The organism is Enterobacter cloacae, assembly GCF_013375935.1.
Classification (GTDB): domain Bacteria; phylum Pseudomonadota; class Gammaproteobacteria; order Enterobacterales; family Enterobacteriaceae; genus Enterobacter; species Enterobacter pasteurii.
Map to the genome: position 1 here is coordinate 897,739 of NZ_CP056117.1, position 16,731 is coordinate 914,469.

General features: G+C 54.9%; 21 protein-coding genes. 4 read left to right on the forward strand and 17 right to left on the reverse strand.

Annotated elements, in window-relative coordinates; all coding sequences use genetic code 11:
• Nucleotides 1–5 precede the first annotated feature (5 nt).
• From rpmG to radC, 3 genes are all read right to left on the reverse strand, one after another.
• On the reverse strand, nucleotides 6–173 hold the full coding sequence (gene rpmG, locus HWQ14_RS04205) for a 50S ribosomal protein L33 (RefSeq protein WP_003024094.1): 168 nt from the start codon (nucleotides 171–173) through the stop codon (nucleotides 6–8).
• 22 nt (nucleotides 174–195) lie between these two features.
• Nucleotides 196–432 (reverse strand): 50S ribosomal protein L28, encoded by a 237-nt coding sequence (gene rpmB / locus HWQ14_RS04210; RefSeq protein ID WP_002436699.1) that lies wholly within the window; start codon nucleotides 430–432, stop codon nucleotides 196–198.
• Between the two features lie 217 nt (nucleotides 433–649).
• Nucleotides 650–1,315 carry a RadC family protein gene (radC, locus tag HWQ14_RS04215; protein WP_176609038.1) on the reverse strand — a complete coding sequence of 222 codons (666 nt, stop codon included), beginning with the start codon at nucleotides 1,313–1,315 and terminating at the stop codon, nucleotides 650–652.
• A 173-nt stretch (nucleotides 1,316–1,488) separates the two neighbouring features.
• Here radC and coaBC point away from each other — a divergent pair, with 173 nt between their 5' ends.
• From coaBC to slmA, 3 genes are all read left to right on the forward strand, one after another.
• The gene (gene coaBC, locus HWQ14_RS04220) at nucleotides 1,489–2,700 is read left to right on the forward strand and encodes a bifunctional phosphopantothenoylcysteine decarboxylase/phosphopantothenate--cysteine ligase CoaBC (protein ID WP_176611150.1); all 1,212 of its coding nucleotides are present in this window, start codon (nucleotides 1,489–1,491) and stop codon (nucleotides 2,698–2,700) included.
• Nucleotides 2,678–3,136 (forward strand): dUTP diphosphatase, encoded by a 459-nt coding sequence (gene dut / locus HWQ14_RS04225; RefSeq protein ID WP_015570042.1) that lies wholly within the window; start codon nucleotides 2,678–2,680, stop codon nucleotides 3,134–3,136. Before coaBC ends, dut begins: the two co-directional genes overlap by 23 nt.
• Nucleotides 3,137–3,256: 120 nt before the next feature.
• A complete protein-coding gene (gene slmA, locus HWQ14_RS04230; protein WP_063868771.1) occupies nucleotides 3,257–3,853 on the forward strand; it encodes a nucleoid occlusion factor SlmA in 597 nt (198 codons plus the stop codon).
• Nucleotides 3,854–3,921: 68 nt separating this feature from the next.
• Here slmA and pyrE read toward each other — a convergent pair whose 3' ends face one another.
• Together pyrE and rph are read right to left on the reverse strand one after the other, a co-directional pair.
• A complete protein-coding gene (gene pyrE / locus HWQ14_RS04235; RefSeq protein ID WP_148421676.1) occupies nucleotides 3,922–4,563 on the reverse strand; it encodes an orotate phosphoribosyltransferase in 642 nt (213 codons plus the stop codon).
• Between the two features lie 66 nt (nucleotides 4,564–4,629).
• Complete coding sequence (gene rph / locus HWQ14_RS04240) at nucleotides 4,630–5,346, reverse strand: ribonuclease PH (RefSeq protein WP_148421677.1); 717 nt, start codon at nucleotides 5,344–5,346, stop codon at nucleotides 4,630–4,632.
• A 125-nt stretch (nucleotides 5,347–5,471) separates the two neighbouring features.
• Here rph and HWQ14_RS04245 point away from each other — a divergent pair, with 125 nt between their 5' ends.
• Nucleotides 5,472–6,335, forward strand: a complete 864-nt coding sequence (locus HWQ14_RS04245; protein WP_148421678.1) for a YicC/YloC family endoribonuclease — start codon at nucleotides 5,472–5,474, stop codon at nucleotides 6,333–6,335.
• 82 nt (nucleotides 6,336–6,417) lie between these two features.
• On the opposite strand, the gene HWQ14_RS04250 is transcribed toward HWQ14_RS04245, so the two are convergent.
• From HWQ14_RS04250 to HWQ14_RS04305, 12 genes are all read right to left on the reverse strand, one after another.
• Nucleotides 6,418–7,056, reverse strand: a complete 639-nt coding sequence (locus HWQ14_RS04250) for a hypothetical protein (RefSeq protein ID WP_176609039.1) — start codon at nucleotides 7,054–7,056, stop codon at nucleotides 6,418–6,420.
• Nucleotides 7,049–8,098, reverse strand: coding sequence for a plasmid segregation protein ParM domain-containing protein (parM, locus tag HWQ14_RS04255; protein ID WP_176609040.1), 1,050 nt, complete (start codon nucleotides 8,096–8,098; stop codon nucleotides 7,049–7,051). Before parM ends, HWQ14_RS04250 begins: the two co-directional genes overlap by 8 nt.
• A 41-nt stretch (nucleotides 8,099–8,139) precedes the next feature.
• On the reverse strand, nucleotides 8,140–8,736 hold the full coding sequence (locus tag HWQ14_RS04260; protein WP_176609041.1) for a C40 family peptidase: 597 nt from the start codon (nucleotides 8,734–8,736) through the stop codon (nucleotides 8,140–8,142).
• Nucleotides 8,737–8,943: 207 nt separating this feature from the next.
• Nucleotides 8,944–9,873, reverse strand: coding sequence for a putative lateral flagellar export/assembly protein LafU (lafU, locus tag HWQ14_RS04265; RefSeq protein WP_148420473.1), 930 nt, complete (start codon nucleotides 9,871–9,873; stop codon nucleotides 8,944–8,946).
• Complete coding sequence (gene motA / locus HWQ14_RS04270) at nucleotides 9,873–10,736, reverse strand: flagellar motor stator protein MotA (RefSeq protein WP_148420472.1); 864 nt, start codon at nucleotides 10,734–10,736, stop codon at nucleotides 9,873–9,875. Before motA ends, lafU begins: the two co-directional genes overlap by 1 nt.
• 7 nt (nucleotides 10,737–10,743) lie before the next feature.
• A complete protein-coding gene (locus HWQ14_RS04275) occupies nucleotides 10,744–11,445 on the reverse strand; it encodes a FliA/WhiG family RNA polymerase sigma factor (protein WP_148420471.1) in 702 nt (233 codons plus the stop codon).
• A gap of 13 nt (nucleotides 11,446–11,458) precedes the next feature.
• Nucleotides 11,459–11,929 (reverse strand): flagellar basal body-associated FliL family protein, encoded by a 471-nt coding sequence (locus HWQ14_RS04280; RefSeq protein WP_176609042.1) that lies wholly within the window; start codon nucleotides 11,927–11,929, stop codon nucleotides 11,459–11,461.
• An 11-nt stretch (nucleotides 11,930–11,940) separates the two neighbouring features.
• Nucleotides 11,941–13,017 carry a flagellar hook-length control protein FliK gene (locus HWQ14_RS04285; protein ID WP_176609043.1) on the reverse strand — a complete coding sequence of 359 codons (1,077 nt, stop codon included), beginning with the start codon at nucleotides 13,015–13,017 and terminating at the stop codon, nucleotides 11,941–11,943.
• Nucleotides 13,017–13,316 (reverse strand): hypothetical protein, encoded by a 300-nt coding sequence (locus HWQ14_RS04290; protein WP_227009605.1) that lies wholly within the window; start codon nucleotides 13,314–13,316, stop codon nucleotides 13,017–13,019. The genes HWQ14_RS04285 and HWQ14_RS04290 overlap by 1 nt, the downstream gene beginning before the upstream one ends.
• A 2-nt stretch (nucleotides 13,317–13,318) precedes the next feature.
• Complete coding sequence (gene fliS, locus HWQ14_RS04295; RefSeq protein ID WP_176609044.1) at nucleotides 13,319–13,711, reverse strand: flagellar export chaperone FliS; 393 nt, start codon at nucleotides 13,709–13,711, stop codon at nucleotides 13,319–13,321.
• A gap of 21 nt (nucleotides 13,712–13,732) precedes the next feature.
• Nucleotides 13,733–15,067, reverse strand: a complete 1,335-nt coding sequence (fliD, locus tag HWQ14_RS04300; RefSeq protein ID WP_176609045.1) for a flagellar filament capping protein FliD — start codon at nucleotides 15,065–15,067, stop codon at nucleotides 13,733–13,735.
• Nucleotides 15,068–15,270: 203 nt separating this feature from the next.
• Complete coding sequence (locus tag HWQ14_RS04305) at nucleotides 15,271–16,164, reverse strand: flagellin (RefSeq protein ID WP_176609046.1); 894 nt, start codon at nucleotides 16,162–16,164, stop codon at nucleotides 15,271–15,273.
• Between the last annotated feature and the right edge of the window lie 567 nt (nucleotides 16,165–16,731).

The window sequence follows — 16,731 nt, forward strand, 5'->3', positions numbered from 1 at the left end:
TAAAATTATTTGATTTTAGCTTCTTTGTACAGTACGTGCTGGCGTACAACTGGATCGAATTTTTTCAGTTCCAGTTTTTCCGGCTTAGTACGTTTGTTCTTCGTGGTGGTGTAGAAGTGACCTGTACCAGCAGAAGAAACCAGCTTGATTTTCTCGCGAATACCTTTAGCCATGATTTATTTCCTCTTTAAGTACTTAGTACTTTTCGCCACGGGCACGCAGTTCGGACAGAACTGTATCGATGCCTTTCTTATCGATTACACGCATACCTTTAGCAGATACGCGCAGGGTGACAAAACGCTTCTCGCTCTCAACCCAGAAACGGTGAGAGTGCAGGTTCGGCAGGAAACGGCGTTTAGTCGCGTTCAGTGCGTGGGAACGGTTGTTACCGGTCACCGGACGCTTGCCAGTAACTTGGCAGACTCGGGACATGTCTATTCTCCAAAAATCAAATTAGCTCGAGCTTCGTATGGGGTATCGGCGCCTCGTCAGGCTTTACAGCCCGGTCATCGCATAGTTCTATTGAACTCTCGATTGCCAGGCCCAAATGCCAAACCCGAGATTCTCAAAGGTGGCGTAGTATACGCTGACTCGGCGGTGTGCTCAAGTCCCGAACAGACAAAGATCCCGATGGATCGCGAGAAAAGGCCTAAATCCAGCCGCGTTCGGCAAAAGATATGTACTCTCCGCGGCCAATTATCAGATGGTCCAGCACACGAATGTCCATGAATTGACAGCATTTGATAATACGTTCGGTAATAGCTTTGTCAGCTCTGCTTGGTTCTGCACAGCCAGAGGGGTGATTATGCGCGAGGATCACGCCGGCTGCATTCACTTTTATCGCTTCCCGCACGATTTCACGCGGATGCACCTCAACGTGGCTTAACGTCCCCGAAAAAAGGCGGGTATGTTTAATCACACGATTTTTGTTGTCGAGAAAGATCACCATAAAGATCTCCCGCTCCAGATCGGACAGCTGGCTTTGCAGAAATTCGCGGGTCATGTCAGGAGTAAGAATGGGGTCTTCCTCCTCCATACGCACGTTATAAAATCGTCGGGCAAGTTCTGCAATTCCCCGCAGCTGGGCATATTTCGCCACGCCGATGCCCTCTACGTGCGTAAATTCCGCCAGGTCCGCGGTCAGCAAACCATACAGTGAACCAAAATGGTCTATTAAATCCTTCGCCAGGGTAAAAACCGTTTTTCCCGGCGTGCCCGTGCGTAAAAAGAGCGCCAGCAGCTCGTCGTCTTTTAATAACGTGACGCCATGGCGCAGCATTTTTTCGCGCGGTAGCAGCTGTTCAGTCTCTTCCATGCCCGCCCTCCTTCTGTTTGCCACTATGCTGCCACAGGCACCTCCCGGGCTCGACGCTCGCGTTTCGTTCTTGCGTAACGCCTCGCAAAGTGAATAAAGGACTTCATCACCCCGTTTTTGGGATTGTGATAAAATGCCCGCTCTCTGGTGAAACCCAACAGGAAAGAATCATGATGAGCCTGGCCGGTAAAAAAATCGTTCTTGGCGTAAGCGGCGGTATTGCTGCCTATAAAACGCCGGACCTGGTGCGCCGTTTGCGCGAGCGCGGGGCCGATGTGCGGGTCGCGATCACCGAAGGCGGCAAAGCCTTTATCACTCCGCTGAGCCTGCAGGCCGTATCGGGATACCCGGTATCCGACAGCCTTCTTGATCCGGCGGCCGAAGCCGCAATGGGCCACATTGAGCTGGGTAAATGGGCCGATCTGATTATTCTTGCCCCCGCCACGGCGGATTTAATTGCCCGCGTGGCGGCAGGTATGGCGAACGATCTGGTTTCAACCATTTGCCTCGCCACCCCGGCGCCCGTCGCGGTCGTGCCCGCCATGAACCAGCAGATGTACCGCAACGCCGCTACCCGGCATAATCTGGAAACGCTGGCCTCGCGCGGCCTGCTGATCTGGGGCCCCGACAGCGGCAGCCAGGCCTGCGGCGACGTGGGTCCGGGCCGAATGCTCGACCCGCTAACGATTGTTGATATGGCCGCGGCCCATTTCTCGCCTGTCAACGATCTGCAACATCTCAACATCATGATTACCGCGGGTCCAACGCGCGAGCCGCTGGATCCGGTGCGTTACATTACTAACCACAGCTCCGGCAAAATGGGCTATGCGATTGCCGCCGCGGCGGCCAGGCGCGGTGCGAACGTCACGCTGGTGAGCGGCCCGGTGTCGCTTACCGCGCCTGCGTCGGTGCAGCGTATTGATGTCATCACCGCACTGGAAATGGAAGCCGCCGTACAGGCGCATGCACAACAGCAGCATATTTTTATTGGCTGTGCTGCCGTGGCGGATTACCGGGCAGAAACCATTGCTGACGCCAAAATTAAAAAGCAAGGCGATGAATTAACGATAAAAATGGTCAAAAACCCGGATATCGTTGCCGGTGTGGCCGCGCTAAAAACGCATCGTCCTTACGTTGTTGGGTTTGCCGCCGAAACGAATAATGTGGAAGAATATGCCCGGCAAAAACGTACCCGCAAAAACCTCGATTTGATTTGCGCGAACGACGTATCGCTGTCCACGCAAGGATTTAACAGCGACAGCAACGCATTGCACCTTTTCTGGCAGGATGGAGATAAAGTCTTACCGCTTGAGCGCAAAGAACTCCTGGGCCAACAATTACTGGACGAGATCGTTACCCGTTATGATGAAAAAAATCGACGTTAAGATTCTGGACCCGCGCGTTGGCGAGCAATTTCCGCTGCCAACTTATGCCACCTCCGGCTCTGCCGGTCTTGACCTGCGCGCCTGTCTCGATGACGCCGTAGAGCTGGCCCCGGGTGCAACTACCCTGATCCCGACCGGACTGGCGATCCACATTGCTGACCCGTCGCTGGCGGCGGTGATCCTGCCGCGCTCTGGCCTGGGCCATAAGCATGGCGTCGTGCTGGGTAACCTGGTTGGCCTGATTGACTCTGACTATCAGGGTCAGCTGATGGTATCCGTCTGGAACCGTGGCCAGGACAGCTTCACCATTGAACCGGGCGAGCGTATCGCGCAGATGGTATTTGTCCCGGTGGTGCAGGCAGAATTTAACCTGGTGGCAGACTTTGATGCTACTGACCGTGGCGAAGGCGGCTTCGGCCATTCCGGGCGCAAATAACCGCCCGACAGACACGCATTTCACAGCGCCATAATGCAATAACAAACCGCAAACGCCAGTTTGCGGTCGCTGTGTGGATGACGGCCTGACAAGTGCTTATTTTCAGGGGTATTTTGTAACATGGCAGAAAAACAAACCGCGAAAAGGAATCGTCGCGAAGAAATACTTCAATCTCTGGCTCTGATGCTTGAATCCAGCGACGGCAGTCAACGCATCACCACCGCAAAACTGGCGGCCTCTGTAGGCGTGTCAGAAGCGGCGCTGTATCGACATTTTCCGAGCAAAACCCGGATGTTCGACAGCCTGATCGAGTTTATCGAAGATAGCCTGATTACGCGCATCAACCTGATTCTGAAGGACGAAAAAGACACCAGCGCGCGTCTGCGTCTGATTGTGCTGCTGATTCTGGGCTTTGGTGAACGTAATCCGGGTTTGACCCGTATTCTGACCGGCCACGCGCTGATGTTCGAACAGGATCGCCTGCAGGGCCGTATAAACCAGCTTTTTGAGCGTATTGAAGCCCAGCTGCGCCAGGTACTGCGCGAGAAGAAAATGCGTGAAGGCGAAGGTTACACCACGGATGAGACATTGCTGGCAAGTCAGATCCTGGCGTTTTGCGAAGGGATGCTCTCTCGTTTTGTGCGCAGCGAGTTTAAATACCGCCCGACGGACGATTTTGACGCCCGCTGGCCGTTAGTGGCAGCTCAGTTGCAGTAACCTCGCTGCCGGTTATCCGGTCTACAGAGTGCATTGCCCGATAAGCCTGACGCCATCGGGCAATGCAGTTACACCCCGTACGCTTCCCGATATGCCCGTACCGCCGCCAGATGATCCGCCATCTCAGGCTTCTCTTCCAGATACGCAATCAGGTCCTTCAGGGTGATAATCGACGTTACCCTGCAGCCGTAATCGCGTTCCACTTCCTGAATAGCGGAGATTTCGCCGCGCCCGCGCTCCTGACGATCGAGCGAAATCAGCACGCCCGCAAGCGTTGCGCCATTTGCCTGGATAATTTCCATTGATTCACGAATCGCGGTGCCTGCGGTGATCACGTCATCCACCAGCATCACGCGGCCCTGCAGCGCGCTGCCGACCAGATTCCCGCCCTCGCCGTGAGTTTTGGCCTCTTTACGGTTAAAGCAGTACGGCACGTCGCGGTCATGGTGCTCCGCCAGCGCCACTGCGGTGGTCGTCGCAATCGGAATGCCTTTGTACGCAGGGCCAAACAGCAGGTCGAAATCAATCCCGGCATCCACCAGCGCTTCGGCATAGAAGCGGCCTAACAGTGCCAGATCGCGCCCGGTATTAAACAGCCCGGCGTTGAAGAAATAGGGGCTTTTACGCCCGGATTTCAGCGTAAACTCGCCAAACTTGAGTACCTGTTTGTTAAGCGCAAACTCAATAAACTGGCGCTGATACGATTTCATGGATTTGCTCCTTTGTCTTTTCTGTCTTACGGGCAAAAAAAAGGCGACTCATCGGTCGCCTTAAAATCAATTTTCTAACGCCGCTTTCTGCGTCGCTACAATAGATTCGATTCCCCCTCGGGCCAGCGCCAGCAGGGTAAGAAGCTCTTCATGGGTGAATGGCTCGCCTTCTGCCGTGCCCTGCACCTCAATGATGCGACCATCTTCGGTCATCACCACGTTCATGTCGGTTTCTGCGGCAGAATCTTCAACGTACTCCAGATCGCAAAGCGCTTCGCCGTTAACGATACCGACGGAAACCGCGGCAACCATCCCTTTCATCGGGTTGGTTTTCAGCTTACCGGCGGCCACCAGCTTGTTCAGCGCGTCTGCCAGCGCCACGCAAGCTCCGGTAATGGAGGCCGTACGCGTGCCGCCATCGGCCTGGATCACGTCGCAGTCCAGCGTGATGGTGAACTCACCCAGCGTTTTCAGATCAACCGCGGCGCGGAGCGCACGCGCGATCAGGCGCTGGATCTCCATGGTACGGCCGCCCTGCTTACCCTTCGCCGCTTCACGGGCATTACGGGTATGGGTTGCGCGCGGCAACATGCCGTATTCGGCGGTGATCCAACCCTGGCCCTGACCTTTCAGGAAGCGAGGCACGCCCTCTTCGATAGACGCGGTGCAAAGCACTTTGGTGTCACCAAACTCAACCAGCACGGAGCCTTCAGCGTGTTTTGTATAGTTACGGGTCAGGATGACGGGACGCACCTGATTGGCGCTACGACCTGATGGACGCATGATGGATTCTCCGGCTTGAAACGAATGTGGCTGCGCATTATACGGATAAAGGACGCTTATTCCTATCCTGAGAAGCCCCCGAAAGCTATAATCCCCCCATCTCTCCTTTAAAAACGGGAATGTCTATGATCCGCAGTATGACCGCCTACGCCCGGCGTGAAATCAAGGGTAGCTGGGGTAGCGCTACCTGGGAAATGCGCTCGGTAAACCAGCGCTATCTGGAAACATATTTCCGTATGCCGGAACAGTTCCGCAGCCTTGAGCCTGTGGTGCGTGAGCGTATCCGTACGCGTCTGACCCGCGGAAAGGTGGAATGTAACCTGCGCTTTGAGCCCGATGCCAGCGCGCAGGGCGAGCTGATCCTCAACGAAAAGCTGGCGAAACAGCTCGTGAATGCGGCGAACTGGGTCAAAATGCAAAGCGATGAAGGCGAGATCAACCCGGTTGATATTCTGCGCTGGCCTGGCGTAATGGCCGCAGGAGAGCAGGATCTGGACGCGATCGCCGCTGAAATCCTGGCGGCGCTCGACGGCACGCTGGATGACTTTATCGTGGCCCGCGAAACCGAAGGCCAGGCGCTGAAGGCGATGATTGAGCAGCGTCTTGAAGGCGTGAGCGCCGAAGTGGCGAAAGTTCGCGCCCATATGCCAGAAGTGCTGCAGTGGCAGCGCGAGCGCCTTGTCGCTAAGCTTGAAGAGGCCGAAGTCCAGCTCGAAAACAACCGGCTGGAGCAGGAGCTGGTGCTGATGGCACAGCGCGTGGACGTGGCTGAAGAGCTGGATCGCCTGGAAGCGCACGTTAAAGAGACCTACAACATTCTGAAGAAGAAAGAAGCCGTAGGCCGCCGCCTCGACTTTATGATGCAGGAGTTCAACCGCGAGTCGAACACGCTGGCGTCTAAGTCTATCAATGCCGAGGTGACCAATTCAGCAATTGAGCTGAAGGTCCTGATTGAGCAGATGCGCGAGCAGATTCAGAATATCGAGTAACGTTCCGCGTATACTTGTTCATAAAAAAGACCATTGTAATTTATGGTCTTTTTTTAGCGCATCGTCCGTCGCTCCCCCGGCCCTAAAAAATGCCTTTCTTGCGGATTTGCTTCATTTTTTCCGTTGGCGCATTCAGGGCATTCACGTCCAGCGTTTCCGTAAGCCCTTTTTTAGCCGTTTCGGCCTCGGCGGCACGGCCGGACATCCGTAGCTGTTGTAGCAGCACGTTTTGCTGGTCGAGCAGGGCCTTGAGCTGCGCCACTTCGCTATGTAACTGCTCCAGCGCCTGGCGTGAGGCTTCATCCGGCGCGCTCTGTCGCTGTAGTGCGTCCGACATCAGCGCGCGCATCTGCCGCAACTGCTGCTTGCTAAACTCACCGCTCGACGCGGGCGCTTCTGGCGCGGACGCCGTAGCGGCTGGCAGGAGTTCGCCGCTTGCCAGCTCGCTGCACAGCGCCTCCAGAGTTAACGCTTCGCGCCCCAGCGACTCGGCAATATGGCTGCACAGCGGCGGGCTCAGCAGCTGTAGCTGTAGACCGGCAAGGTAAACGTTGCGATGGAAACGACGCATTTCCATGCTGATATCACCCGGGTTACTGCCCGCCTGGCTAAGCGCCTGATGCCACTTTTTCAGCTGTAGCATCGCGCGCAGGTCCGCGCGCGATTGCTCTGGCGACAAATGCAGCGATAGATCAACGCGGCGAATGCGCCTGTTACTCATCTTCGCCCACCTCGGCCATGCGCGGCTCGGCTACCGTCTCCACGCCGCTCTCGGCGTGATAGAGGCATATCTCGCGGGAAAGCGCGCTCTGCGGGTTATCAATCGCAATCACCCGGTCGCCGAGCGTCGCATAGGCCTCGCGAACGGCGGATTCCACCAGGTGCGCACCGCCCCCGACCAGATAAACCCGGTTAGGGTTTTTGGCGAATTTCTTCGCTTCATAAGCCACCTGGTCACCCAGCTCCTGGATCTTAATTTCCACCCGCTCCAGGATCTCTTCAATACGCGACTCATCGTTGATGACGCTTTTGACAAAATCCATATCGTGACGGCGTTTAATCAGCTCATTCGCTACCAGATAGCTGGAGTCGCTGTCGGCCGCCGCCAGCAGCTTGCGGGTAGCATCGGTCACCATCGCTACGCCAATCTCGTTGTTCCCGTAAATCGCGGAGACATCGTCGAACTCGCCGACAATAACCCCCATATCCAGCGTGGTGCCGCCGCAGTCAATGACCAGCGAGCGGGTGAATTCGGTAACGCTGGAGTTCAGAAGATGCGAAAGCGCGGCGGGCAGGCTTTCCGGCATCACCTGAACATCAACGATACGGAACAGCTCACCTTTATTGAGAGAGATATCCCGCATCAGGTTACGGCGCTTAGCCTCAATGCGGCTTTCGTTGCGCTGGCAGTCATCCGGGTTGTAGAACTGGGTAATCGGCAACGTGACGATCACCTCCACGTCACACGGCGTAATGCCGGTCAGCAGCAGCGCATGGTGTACCGCCAGCAGGTTAAGATCGTCATATTGATAGTCAATATGGGTGGTGGATAACGCCTTATCGGAGGTCGCATCATAGGTATATTTGGTGGTGCCGATGGTGTAGTTGTAGACCGACTGACCGCGCAGCAGTGCCGCACTTTTCCAGTCCTTGCGGAAGGAGTTCGGTGATACCACCGTCTTCAGCGTGCCGTTCTCAATCCAGCTAATTTTTACGTTTGTAGATCCATCATCAATGGCGAATTTCATACGGGTTACGGTCATGATTTTCTCAGTCCAAAAGGGAGTTTAGAGGTCAGGCCAGGCTACAGAACGCGCCGGGCACCCAAATAACGGGATTGCCAGAAATTGTCAGAAAGCTGGCTGATACGAATCTTCAGTCCGGTACGTGGCGCTTCAATAAAACGGCCATCACCGAGATACACACCAACGTGATCCGCGCCGGGTCGCTGGTTAATGTTGAAAAAGACGAGATCGCCACGCCGCAGCTTTTGCTGCTTGACGGGCTTCAGGGCGTTGTCCTGAAACATGCCGTTGGCGGTGCGCGGCAGCTTGCGATCCAGTACATGATTAAAGGCGTAGAAGACCAGCCCGCTACAGTCGAAGCCGTCGCTCGGGCTATCGCCGCCCCACAGATAGGGTTTACCAAGCTGGCTCTCCAGGCGATGTATCACCGTTCGCAGCTTGATGAGCGTCTTTTGCGGGGAGCGCGTCGTCACTACGCCATCCTGCACCTCATCCCAGAGCGCTTCGGAGCCGCCCAGGTTGCCAGGAGCCCAGCGGGCGTGCATCGCCAGCATCTCCCGATTTCGGGCGCGCTCGGCCTGCTGCCGCGCAATCTCAAGACGCTTCTGCTCTGGCGTCGGCGGCACCACGGCGACACGCTTTTTCGCTTTTGCCATCAGCCGCAGACGATTTTGCTTGCGCTTTTGCGCGTCACTGTGAGCGCTGGACTCCGGGATTTTTGCCTGTAAAGGGGCTGCGCTGGCGTGCCCCGGCAACAACAGCAGCAGCAAAATAAAGTAAAAAAAACGTACCTGGTGGGAGGCAGTCCGCCCAGGTACAAATGCAGTGGTAAGGAGGAAAAGGTTCACAGCACAACAATCGGGTTAATGGTCTTGAGTGAGTTTTTCGGTCAGTGGCTTAATGACTTTTTCACCGTGCTGACCGAAAAATTGATACAGCGAATCACTGGCCGAGTGTGTCAACACCATGATTTCAATACGGCGGTTAGCCGAACTCAGCGGATGCTCGGGATCGAGCAGCATCTGGTCAGCCATGCCGCTGACCTGCAAAACTTTATTGGGATCCAGGCCGCTGCGGGTCAGCACCGAGCGCGCCTGCATGGCGCGCTCGCCGGAGAGATTCCAGTTGTTATAAAGCACCTGATCGCGAAAGCGCGTGGCATCGGTATGTCCCGTGATGATGATTTTGTTATTAATTTTGTTCAGTTCGGGCGCAAACTCGGTGAGCAAGCGCTTAAAGAATGGCGTCAGGATGGCGCTGCTGCGCTGGAACATCTCGCGTTTGCGATCGTCGGTGATGAGGATGCGCAGCCCCTGCGGCACAATCTCCATCTTCAGGTTGGCCTGTGCATCATAGGCTGAGGTGATCTTCATAATGATGCGCGCCAGATCCTCAATCTCGCTTTTAGACCGCGCGTTAACCTCTTCCAGGCTCTCCGTCTTCTCACTCTGAACCGCTGGCGTGACTTCTTTCTTCGCCTGCGTTTCAGGCCGATCTTTTTTTCTGGCGTGACGCGTGTCAAACAGCGAAATTTCGCCGCCGTTCCCCTCTTTTTGGGTGACAGGAGTTAACGTATTACCTTCAAAAATAGACTCGCCGTTCAGAAGCGAGACAATCTCTTTACGTTCCTCTTCCGTCACCGCGCCCATAATCCAAAGCACCATAAACAGCGCCATCATCGCCAGCGTAAAATCGGCGAAGGCAACCTTCCACGCGCCGCCGTGAAAAGCGTCATGGCTTTTGCGCGAGGAGCGTTTGATGATGGTGGTATGTCCTTTTTTGCTGTTACGCATCAGGATCCACCCGTCATCTGTTCCACCCAACCGTCAAGGGTGGCAAACGTAGGCTTGGAATCCATTGGCAGCATTTTGCGGCCCGCATCCACCGCCAGTAGCGTCGGCTTACCGGCCACGTGATTAACCAGCACCGTACGCACGCACTCCAGTACCGCGAGCTGTTTTTTTGTGCGCTGCTCCATCGCGTTCGCAACAGGATCCATTAAGCAATAGCAGAAGAAGACGCCGAGAAACGTCCCCACCAGCGCAGCGGCCACTTTCACCCCAATCACCGCAATGGAACCGTCGATGGACTGCATGGTAATGATGATGCCCAACACCGCGGCGCAGATACCGAAGCCCGGCATCGCTTCAGCGGTACGCTGCAGGGAGCGGGACGGCTGGAGAAGGTTCTCTTCCATGGCAACCAGCTCCTGCTCAAGAATGCCTTCCAGCTCGTGTTCGTTAATCTTGCCCATTGCCATCAGGCGGAAGTTATCCGAGATAAACGTCACCAGCGCCTTATCGTGCAGCATGAGCGGGTATCGCTGGAAAAGCTCGCTGTTTTCTGGCGCCTCGATGTGCTCATCCAGCACCTTCAGGCCGCCGTCCTGCACCAGCTCAAGCAGTTCATATAACAGCATCAGCAGCTGGCGCTGATATTCACTGGTGTATTCGTTTTTGCGCATAATGCCGCGAAACTGGCGGTACATTTCCGACAGAACGGCGCGAGGGTTGGCAAGCACCATGGCGCCTAAGCCCGCGCCAAGAATGATGATAATTTCACCGGGCTGCCAGAACGAGGCGAGATGGCCGCCGGACATGAGAAAGCCGCCAACCACGCAGCCCAGGATAATTACGATACCGAAGAATTTCTGCATACACCTTTCACTTCTGGAAAAAAGACTGAATTTTTTGGGCGATTTTTTTATTGAGCTGACACACTCTGGCTTCCGTTAAATCAAGAACCAGAGCGATTTCTTTCAGGCTCATCTCGTGCTGGTAATAGAGCGTCATGATCAGCTGTTCACGCTCGTCCAGCGCTGCCAGCGCGCTGCGCAGCGTCCGGCTGGTGACGATTTCGTCTTCCAGCTTTCGGCTATCCAGCGCACCCGTAAGGGCGTCATTGCCTAACAGTTCATCCAGGCTCTCTATCGTTTTGGCGCAGTCCAGCAATAAATATTCCTGATACTCCTCCGCGGAGATGGACAGATGGCGGCTAATATCTTCAAACGTGGGCGTCCGCCCAAGCTGGCGCGCAATATCGCGGATACTGTCGTTTAGCTTGTGCGTTTTTTGCCGCAGGCGACGGGGGCGCCAGTCCAGCAGACGCAGTTCGTCCAGTACCGCCCCGCGAATGCGCTGTACGGCGTAGGCGGCAAACTGGGCATCCGGATGCCCGTAGCGGCGCAGCGAGGTCAACAGCCCCATCAGGGCAATCTGCTCCATATCTTCCCGATCGATCACGCTGCTGGTCTGATACGAGAGCTGTTTGACCACTTTGTTGACCAGCGGCAAATACGCGCTGACATAGCGCGCTTCATCTGCCGCCGTCAGGGTGTCGCTGGCGATAAAGTCCATCATTTCCATTACGGCTTAACCGTCACTGGAAGACCATTTTGCTGATGATGACGTCTTCAAAGGGGACATCCATCTTCAGGCTTTTGAACCGTTCGACGTAGGCTGCCTGCAGCTTATCGTGCAGCTGGTTAACGCTCATTGCGCGCACGTCGTCGTAGTCGAGATCGGAAAGCAGGCTCACCGTGGCGCCACGCACCGCGGGGATCATGTCTCTCGCTTTACTCGCGTCTTCCGTACTGCTGGTCGCCAGGTTCAGCTCCAGCAACAGATAGCGTTCCGTGTCCCCGTTTCCTTTCAGGGTGATAACGACGTTTTTAATCTCCACAAACTCCACGGTCTCTTTGTCAGAGCTGGTGAATATCCCGGATAAGAAACTGCTGCCTGTTGCTTCATCCATGCGCAGCAGATGAGTACCCACTACCGTCATTCCCGCCGCCAGCATGGCGGTGAAGAGCGCGATAACGAGGCCGAAAGAGAGTGTTTTTACGTTCATATAGTCTTGTCTTAAACCGTCAGTAGTACCGAGTCATCGCTGCGGAGATCCTGCGACGCCGTCGTATGGGTCGCGATTTCCGCTCCCGCCAGAATGGCGTTATGCTGCCCGGTGAAGGATTGCCCTCTGCCCTGCTGCTGCCCCCCGGACTGGGATGACACCTGCACGTTGACCTGGACAAAATGTTGCTCCGTCAGGCTCTGACGAAGGTCGTTGCTCGTTTGCTGCAGGGCGCGATAGACCTCAGCATGGCTGGCGTTGATCTGCACCTGCACGCGTCCGCTTTCGACCTGCATGGAAATATCAATTTTGCCCATATCCGGCGGATCGAGGCGGATGGTGGCATGCTGGACCTGCTGCTTTACCTGCACCTGCAAACGCTCGCCCAGCGCACGCTGTAGCTGTTCACCCCAGCGCGAAGGCTCCGGATCCATTTTCAGGGTGGTGGTGGTCGTTGCCGGTGCGGCCGCCGGCGTGGCGGTAATATCGCTTGTCGGCAGCGGCGCAAAGGTGTTCGTCTGCGCCGCCGGAACCATCGCCGTTATCAGCGCTGGAGCGACGCTATGAATAACGGGCTGCGGGCTCGCCGCGGAATCGGTGGGACTCACCGGTGACGGCACCGGATACTGATGCAAAAGCGAGGCAGAGATGCCCATCGGCACTCCCTTCGCCGCTCCCTGCATCACCCCCTGCGGCTGCAGGTTTTTCAGCATGACATCATCGACGGGCTGCGCTTTACCGGGAAAGCCAGCAGAAGCGTGCACCGGAATTTGGCTGGTCATCAGCAGCGCTTCCAGCAGCTGCTGCGGCGCATCAGCCCTGAGCAGTGAATCTCCCGGCACCGGCTCGTTAGCGGTTTCCTCGTCATCGTCACTGCCTTGCGGGAGCGGCACCGCGCTTACGGCAATATCGCGTGTCGCCTTCCCCTGCCCGATCATGAGTGAATCAATCACGTTCAGCAGCGCGTCGTTAAACGCCGCCGGGGTTTGTGTGGTATGCGCTACCGCTTTCGGGCCTGCAATGGGTTCGGCCTGCATCGGCAGGCCAGAACCGTTAACCAGGCCCTGCGCCAGGTTGAGGATATCCATCAGCGCATTCCTTCATCGTCAGCAAACTGGGCATACGCGGCCGCCCCTTCACGATTGCGCATCGTCAGGTTAAGCTTGACGGCCAGCCTGTCGCTCTCTACCTGGCAGTAATCACGCGCCTGAAGGTGGATCTTTTTCAGGTTATCCAGCGCCTGTCGCTCGTCCACCTCCAGCGTTTTCCCCTGAATCGCGGTCAGTAGCTCGGCGATTTTGGCGTCAACGTTCATGACGGCGGACCAGTTATGATCCTCCGTCGCCTGGCGTAAACCCCGCGTCAGGGCCTGAATGACGTGCAGCATCCTCATGCCCCCTGGCCCATTCGCTGCCAGCCGTCCTGGATGTTGCCAAGGATCGTTTCCACTTCGTCAATGATGTCGACCGAGAGCTTATGGCTGGCGTCATACAGGCGATAAACGCAGTAGTCGTATAGGTTCGCCAGGCTCAGCGCCAGTTCGCCGCCCTTTTCAAAATCCAGCGCGCTGGTTAGCGCGTTGAGAATGTCGATGCACTTATTGATGCTCTGGGCCTTACGCTCGTAGCGACGGGCAACAATATGGCTTTTGGCACGAACAAGCTCATCCATCAGGCCGTTAAACAGCATCAGCACCAGCTGATGCGGATTCGCCGCCGAGGCCTGAATAGCCAGATCGGATTGTTGATACAGGCCGTAGCCTTCCTGATCATTTCCGTACATTGAAAGTCGGTTCCCTTAGAATTAAACAAACATGCTCATGGTGTTGTTCATCTGCGTCATGACTTTTTGCAGCTGCGTAAACTGCTTGTAGTAGCGGTTGTAAGAGGCGTCATAACGCAAGTTCATTTTTTCGGTTTTGGTATCGATGTCAGTTTTTTGCCGATCGAGGATTTCCTGGCGTCCCTTCAGCATGCCGCTGCTGGTGCTGAGGTATTTATCCAGCGATTTATCCATCGCCTTGAGCATGCCGTCGTTGCCGTTGAAGAATTGCGCGACGGTCTGCGGATCGTTTTTGAGCTGCTTCTCCAGCACGTCAGCATCGAGGGTGAGCTTGCCGTCTTTATCGGCGGAGATGCCGAACTTACTCATGTTCTGGTCACCAAAGGTGCCGCGCAGCAGATTGCCAATATCGGTGCCGAGCGAGGACATCGTGGCATCACCGGCAAACGCGCCGCGCTTTTCCGAGCTGCTGCCGCTTTTCGTCATGCCGGTGAGGGTATCGCGCAGGGTGTTATAGGCATCGAGAAACGCCTGGATCTGGTTTTTCGTTTCGGTGTTATCGGTGTCGATCGAAATCACCAGCGGTTTGTTCTTTTCGGTAGTGCCGGTCAGCTTAATAGAGACGCCATCGACCAGATCGTCCAGGGTGTTGGAACTGCTGGCATACTGTCTGGTGGAATCGCCGAGCGTGAAGAGCGCGTCCTTTCCGTCAGTAATCGTTTGTTGGTCTGCAAAAATATCCTGCCCGGCAGACATGCCGCTGGTATCCATCTCGATTTTGTACTTCTCGCCACTCTGGTCACTGCTCAGCATGAGCGAGACTTTGCCGTCAATTCGCATCAGTGAAGCGGTAACTCCGTTCTGCCCGCTGGCCGCCGTGGTGGAAGTGGGATCCGACGCGCTCGGGAAGTCAGTTTTATTAATCGCATCGGCAAAATCAGCAAGGCTGTCCAGACCATCCATATCAATCTCCATGCTCTCGCCATTGAGATTGATCTTCAGGGTTCCGCTCGCATTTTTAATCGCGTCATCGTCCAGCTTGTCGAAACTGATCTGCTGAGCGGTCGCCAGCTGGGTGACGTTCAGGCTGTAGGTCCCTTTACGCGCGCTGGCGCTGGCGTTGATCGTCGCAATCCCCTCCTGGTTCATGGTGGCGATATTTTTCAGGACGCTGGCGCTGGTGGAATTCAGGGCATTAATTGACGTGCGGAACGTCGTTAGCGCGGTACGCAGCGACGAAAGGGCTGACGACTGGGCTTCATAGGTTTTTGTCTGGGTGGCGATCGCGTTTTGCAGTGCAAGGACGTCGTAGGTCGCCAGTGTTGTCGCCATCTGTTTTGGATCGAAATCAGACATTATTGGTTCTCCTGGCACGCAAATGTAGTTCGGTATGCTTCAGACATAGCAACTATCGTGCCAATTTTTTATTTGTGGTTTTTCAGGTGGTTATGCACAAGCTGGAAGGAGGACTTCCGCTTTTTCCGCCCGGGGGAAAGGCGAAGCCGGATACAAAAACACCGCCATACAGCGGTGTTTTTTCAGCTTTTATCCAGATTGGATTAGCCCAGCAGAGACATAACCATGCCGGACATGCTGTTGGACTGCTTCAGCATGGACATACTGGTTTGTGCCAGCATCTGGTTACGGGTCATGCTTGACGCTTCGGAGGCCATGTCAGCATCGCGGATATTGCTCAGCGCCAGATCGGTGTTGTCTTTCATGTTTGCCAGGTTCGCCGCCGTGTGGCTCAGACGGTTAATGCTCGCACCCATTTTGGAACGAACGGCACCGACTTGATCCAGAGTCGTTTCCAGCGAGCTCATCAGAGCTTTTGCACTTTCGGCGTCCGTCAGTTCAAGCTTACCGCTGGCGTTTACTGCACTAGCCGTGCCCTGAATAGTTGAGAACAGACCACCAGAGGTAGTCAGCGCGCCTGCGCCGCTAGCGCCGAGTTCAGCAGACAGGTTAATCTTCATGGTTTCATCAGTAGAAGAACCGATCTGGAAGTTCAGCTCTTTAGAGAACTTACCGGATGCGCCGAACAGTTTGTCACCCGCGTAAGAGGTGTTGTTCATGATGTTGCCCAGCTCAGCGTTCAGGTCGTTCAGCTCGGAGTTGATCGCGTCACGGTCTTTCTGAGTGTTGGTGTCGTTCGCTGCCTGCGTTGCGAGGTCTTTCATGCGGTACATGATGTTGCTCACTTCATCGAACGCCCCTTCAGAGGTTTGCAGCAGCGCGGTCGCATCGGCGATGTTACGCTTTGCAACGTCCATACCGTTGGTCTGGCCCTGCAGACGGGTCGCGATCTGCAGACCTGCCGCATCGTCAGCAGCGGAGTTAATGCGTTTACCGGTACCCAGGCGCTCCATTGCGGTGGACAGCATGTTGTTGGCTTTATTCATCGCATTGGTAGATGCCATGGAGGAAGAGCTGGTAAAAATTGAGAATGACATAAGGATTCCTTTTTCGTCCTGGTGATACAGATGGTGTATTCAGTAAAGACGACACGGCAGGCGCGAAGATTAAATCAACGGTTACCGAATGCTTATTTTTTACGCAGGCATAGAAATAGCAGGTTGATTTCTAAGGATTAAAAAATTGCTAAAAGGCTCACGCCAACGATCTTTTTTCATCGTGTCTTTTCACCGGCAGGACAGGGGCATTTTGGTATCTTTATTAATAATATTTAATATAAAAAGTAACGTTCTTATTTATCCGGTTTCATTCGGAAACAAATATAAAAGCTTTATTAAAGCGGCCAAAAATTCAATAAATTAAATGGGAATTATTATTTTTTTAAGTTCGCCACAGAAACAATGATCATTATCAAACAGATCACAACAATAACACAACACCTTCACTTTTTAATCATCTAAATAACATAAGTTTTATTTAATGATTCTTGTTAACCATAAAACAAACTGCTTCATTTCTTCCTGCTCGCTAAGTTAAAAATGGTGTTGCGCATCACATTTTAATCGCGTAAAAAGAGGGCAGGAAACGATCATTCCTTCCCTTAT

Excerpts from the sequence above, each read along its gene's own strand:
- fliD (WP_176609045.1), bottom strand. The coding sequence starts at position 15,067 with ATGTCTGATTTCGATCCAAAACAGATGGCGACAACACTGGCGACCTAC.
- rpmG (WP_003024094.1), bottom strand. The coding sequence starts at position 173 with ATGGCTAAAGGTATTCGCGAGAAAATCAAGCTGGTTTCTTCTGCTGGT.
- parM (WP_176609040.1), bottom strand. The coding sequence starts at position 8,098 with ATGACCGTAACCCGTATGAAATTCGCCATTGATGATGGATCTACAAAC.
- HWQ14_RS04305 (WP_176609046.1), bottom strand. The coding sequence starts at position 16,164 with ATGTCATTCTCAATTTTTACCAGCTCTTCCTCCATGGCATCTACCAAT.
- HWQ14_RS04250 (WP_176609039.1), bottom strand. The coding sequence starts at position 7,056 with ATGAGTAACAGGCGCATTCGCCGCGTTGATCTATCGCTGCATTTGTCG.
- HWQ14_RS04260 (WP_176609041.1), bottom strand. The coding sequence starts at position 8,736 with ATGGCAAAAGCGAAAAAGCGTGTCGCCGTGGTGCCGCCGACGCCAGAG.
- radC (WP_176609038.1), bottom strand. The coding sequence starts at position 1,315 with ATGGAAGAGACTGAACAGCTGCTACCGCGCGAAAAAATGCTGCGCCAT.
- HWQ14_RS04285 (WP_176609043.1), bottom strand. The coding sequence starts at position 13,017 with ATGGATATCCTCAACCTGGCGCAGGGCCTGGTTAACGGTTCTGGCCTG.
- coaBC (WP_176611150.1), top strand. The coding sequence starts at position 1,489 with ATGAGCCTGGCCGGTAAAAAAATCGTTCTTGGCGTAAGCGGCGGTATT.
- rpmB (WP_002436699.1), bottom strand. The coding sequence starts at position 432 with ATGTCCCGAGTCTGCCAAGTTACTGGCAAGCGTCCGGTGACCGGTAAC.
- motA (WP_148420472.1), bottom strand. The coding sequence starts at position 10,736 with ATGCAGAAATTCTTCGGTATCGTAATTATCCTGGGCTGCGTGGTTGGC.
- fliS (WP_176609044.1), bottom strand. The coding sequence starts at position 13,711 with ATGTACGGAAATGATCAGGAAGGCTACGGCCTGTATCAACAATCCGAT.
- slmA (WP_063868771.1), top strand. The coding sequence starts at position 3,257 with ATGGCAGAAAAACAAACCGCGAAAAGGAATCGTCGCGAAGAAATACTT.
- HWQ14_RS04290 (WP_227009605.1), bottom strand. The coding sequence starts at position 13,316 with ATGCTGCACGTCATTCAGGCCCTGACGCGGGGTTTACGCCAGGCGACG.
- lafU (WP_148420473.1), bottom strand. The coding sequence starts at position 9,873 with ATGCGTAACAGCAAAAAAGGACATACCACCATCATCAAACGCTCCTCG.
- pyrE (WP_148421676.1), bottom strand. The coding sequence starts at position 4,563 with ATGAAATCGTATCAGCGCCAGTTTATTGAGTTTGCGCTTAACAAACAG.
- HWQ14_RS04275 (WP_148420471.1), bottom strand. The coding sequence starts at position 11,445 with ATGGAAATGATGGACTTTATCGCCAGCGACACCCTGACGGCGGCAGAT.
- dut (WP_015570042.1), top strand. The coding sequence starts at position 2,678 with ATGATGAAAAAAATCGACGTTAAGATTCTGGACCCGCGCGTTGGCGAG.
- HWQ14_RS04280 (WP_176609042.1), bottom strand. The coding sequence starts at position 11,929 with ATGAACGTAAAAACACTCTCTTTCGGCCTCGTTATCGCGCTCTTCACC.
- HWQ14_RS04245 (WP_148421678.1), top strand. The coding sequence starts at position 5,472 with ATGATCCGCAGTATGACCGCCTACGCCCGGCGTGAAATCAAGGGTAGC.
- rph (WP_148421677.1), bottom strand. The coding sequence starts at position 5,346 with ATGCGTCCATCAGGTCGTAGCGCCAATCAGGTGCGTCCCGTCATCCTG.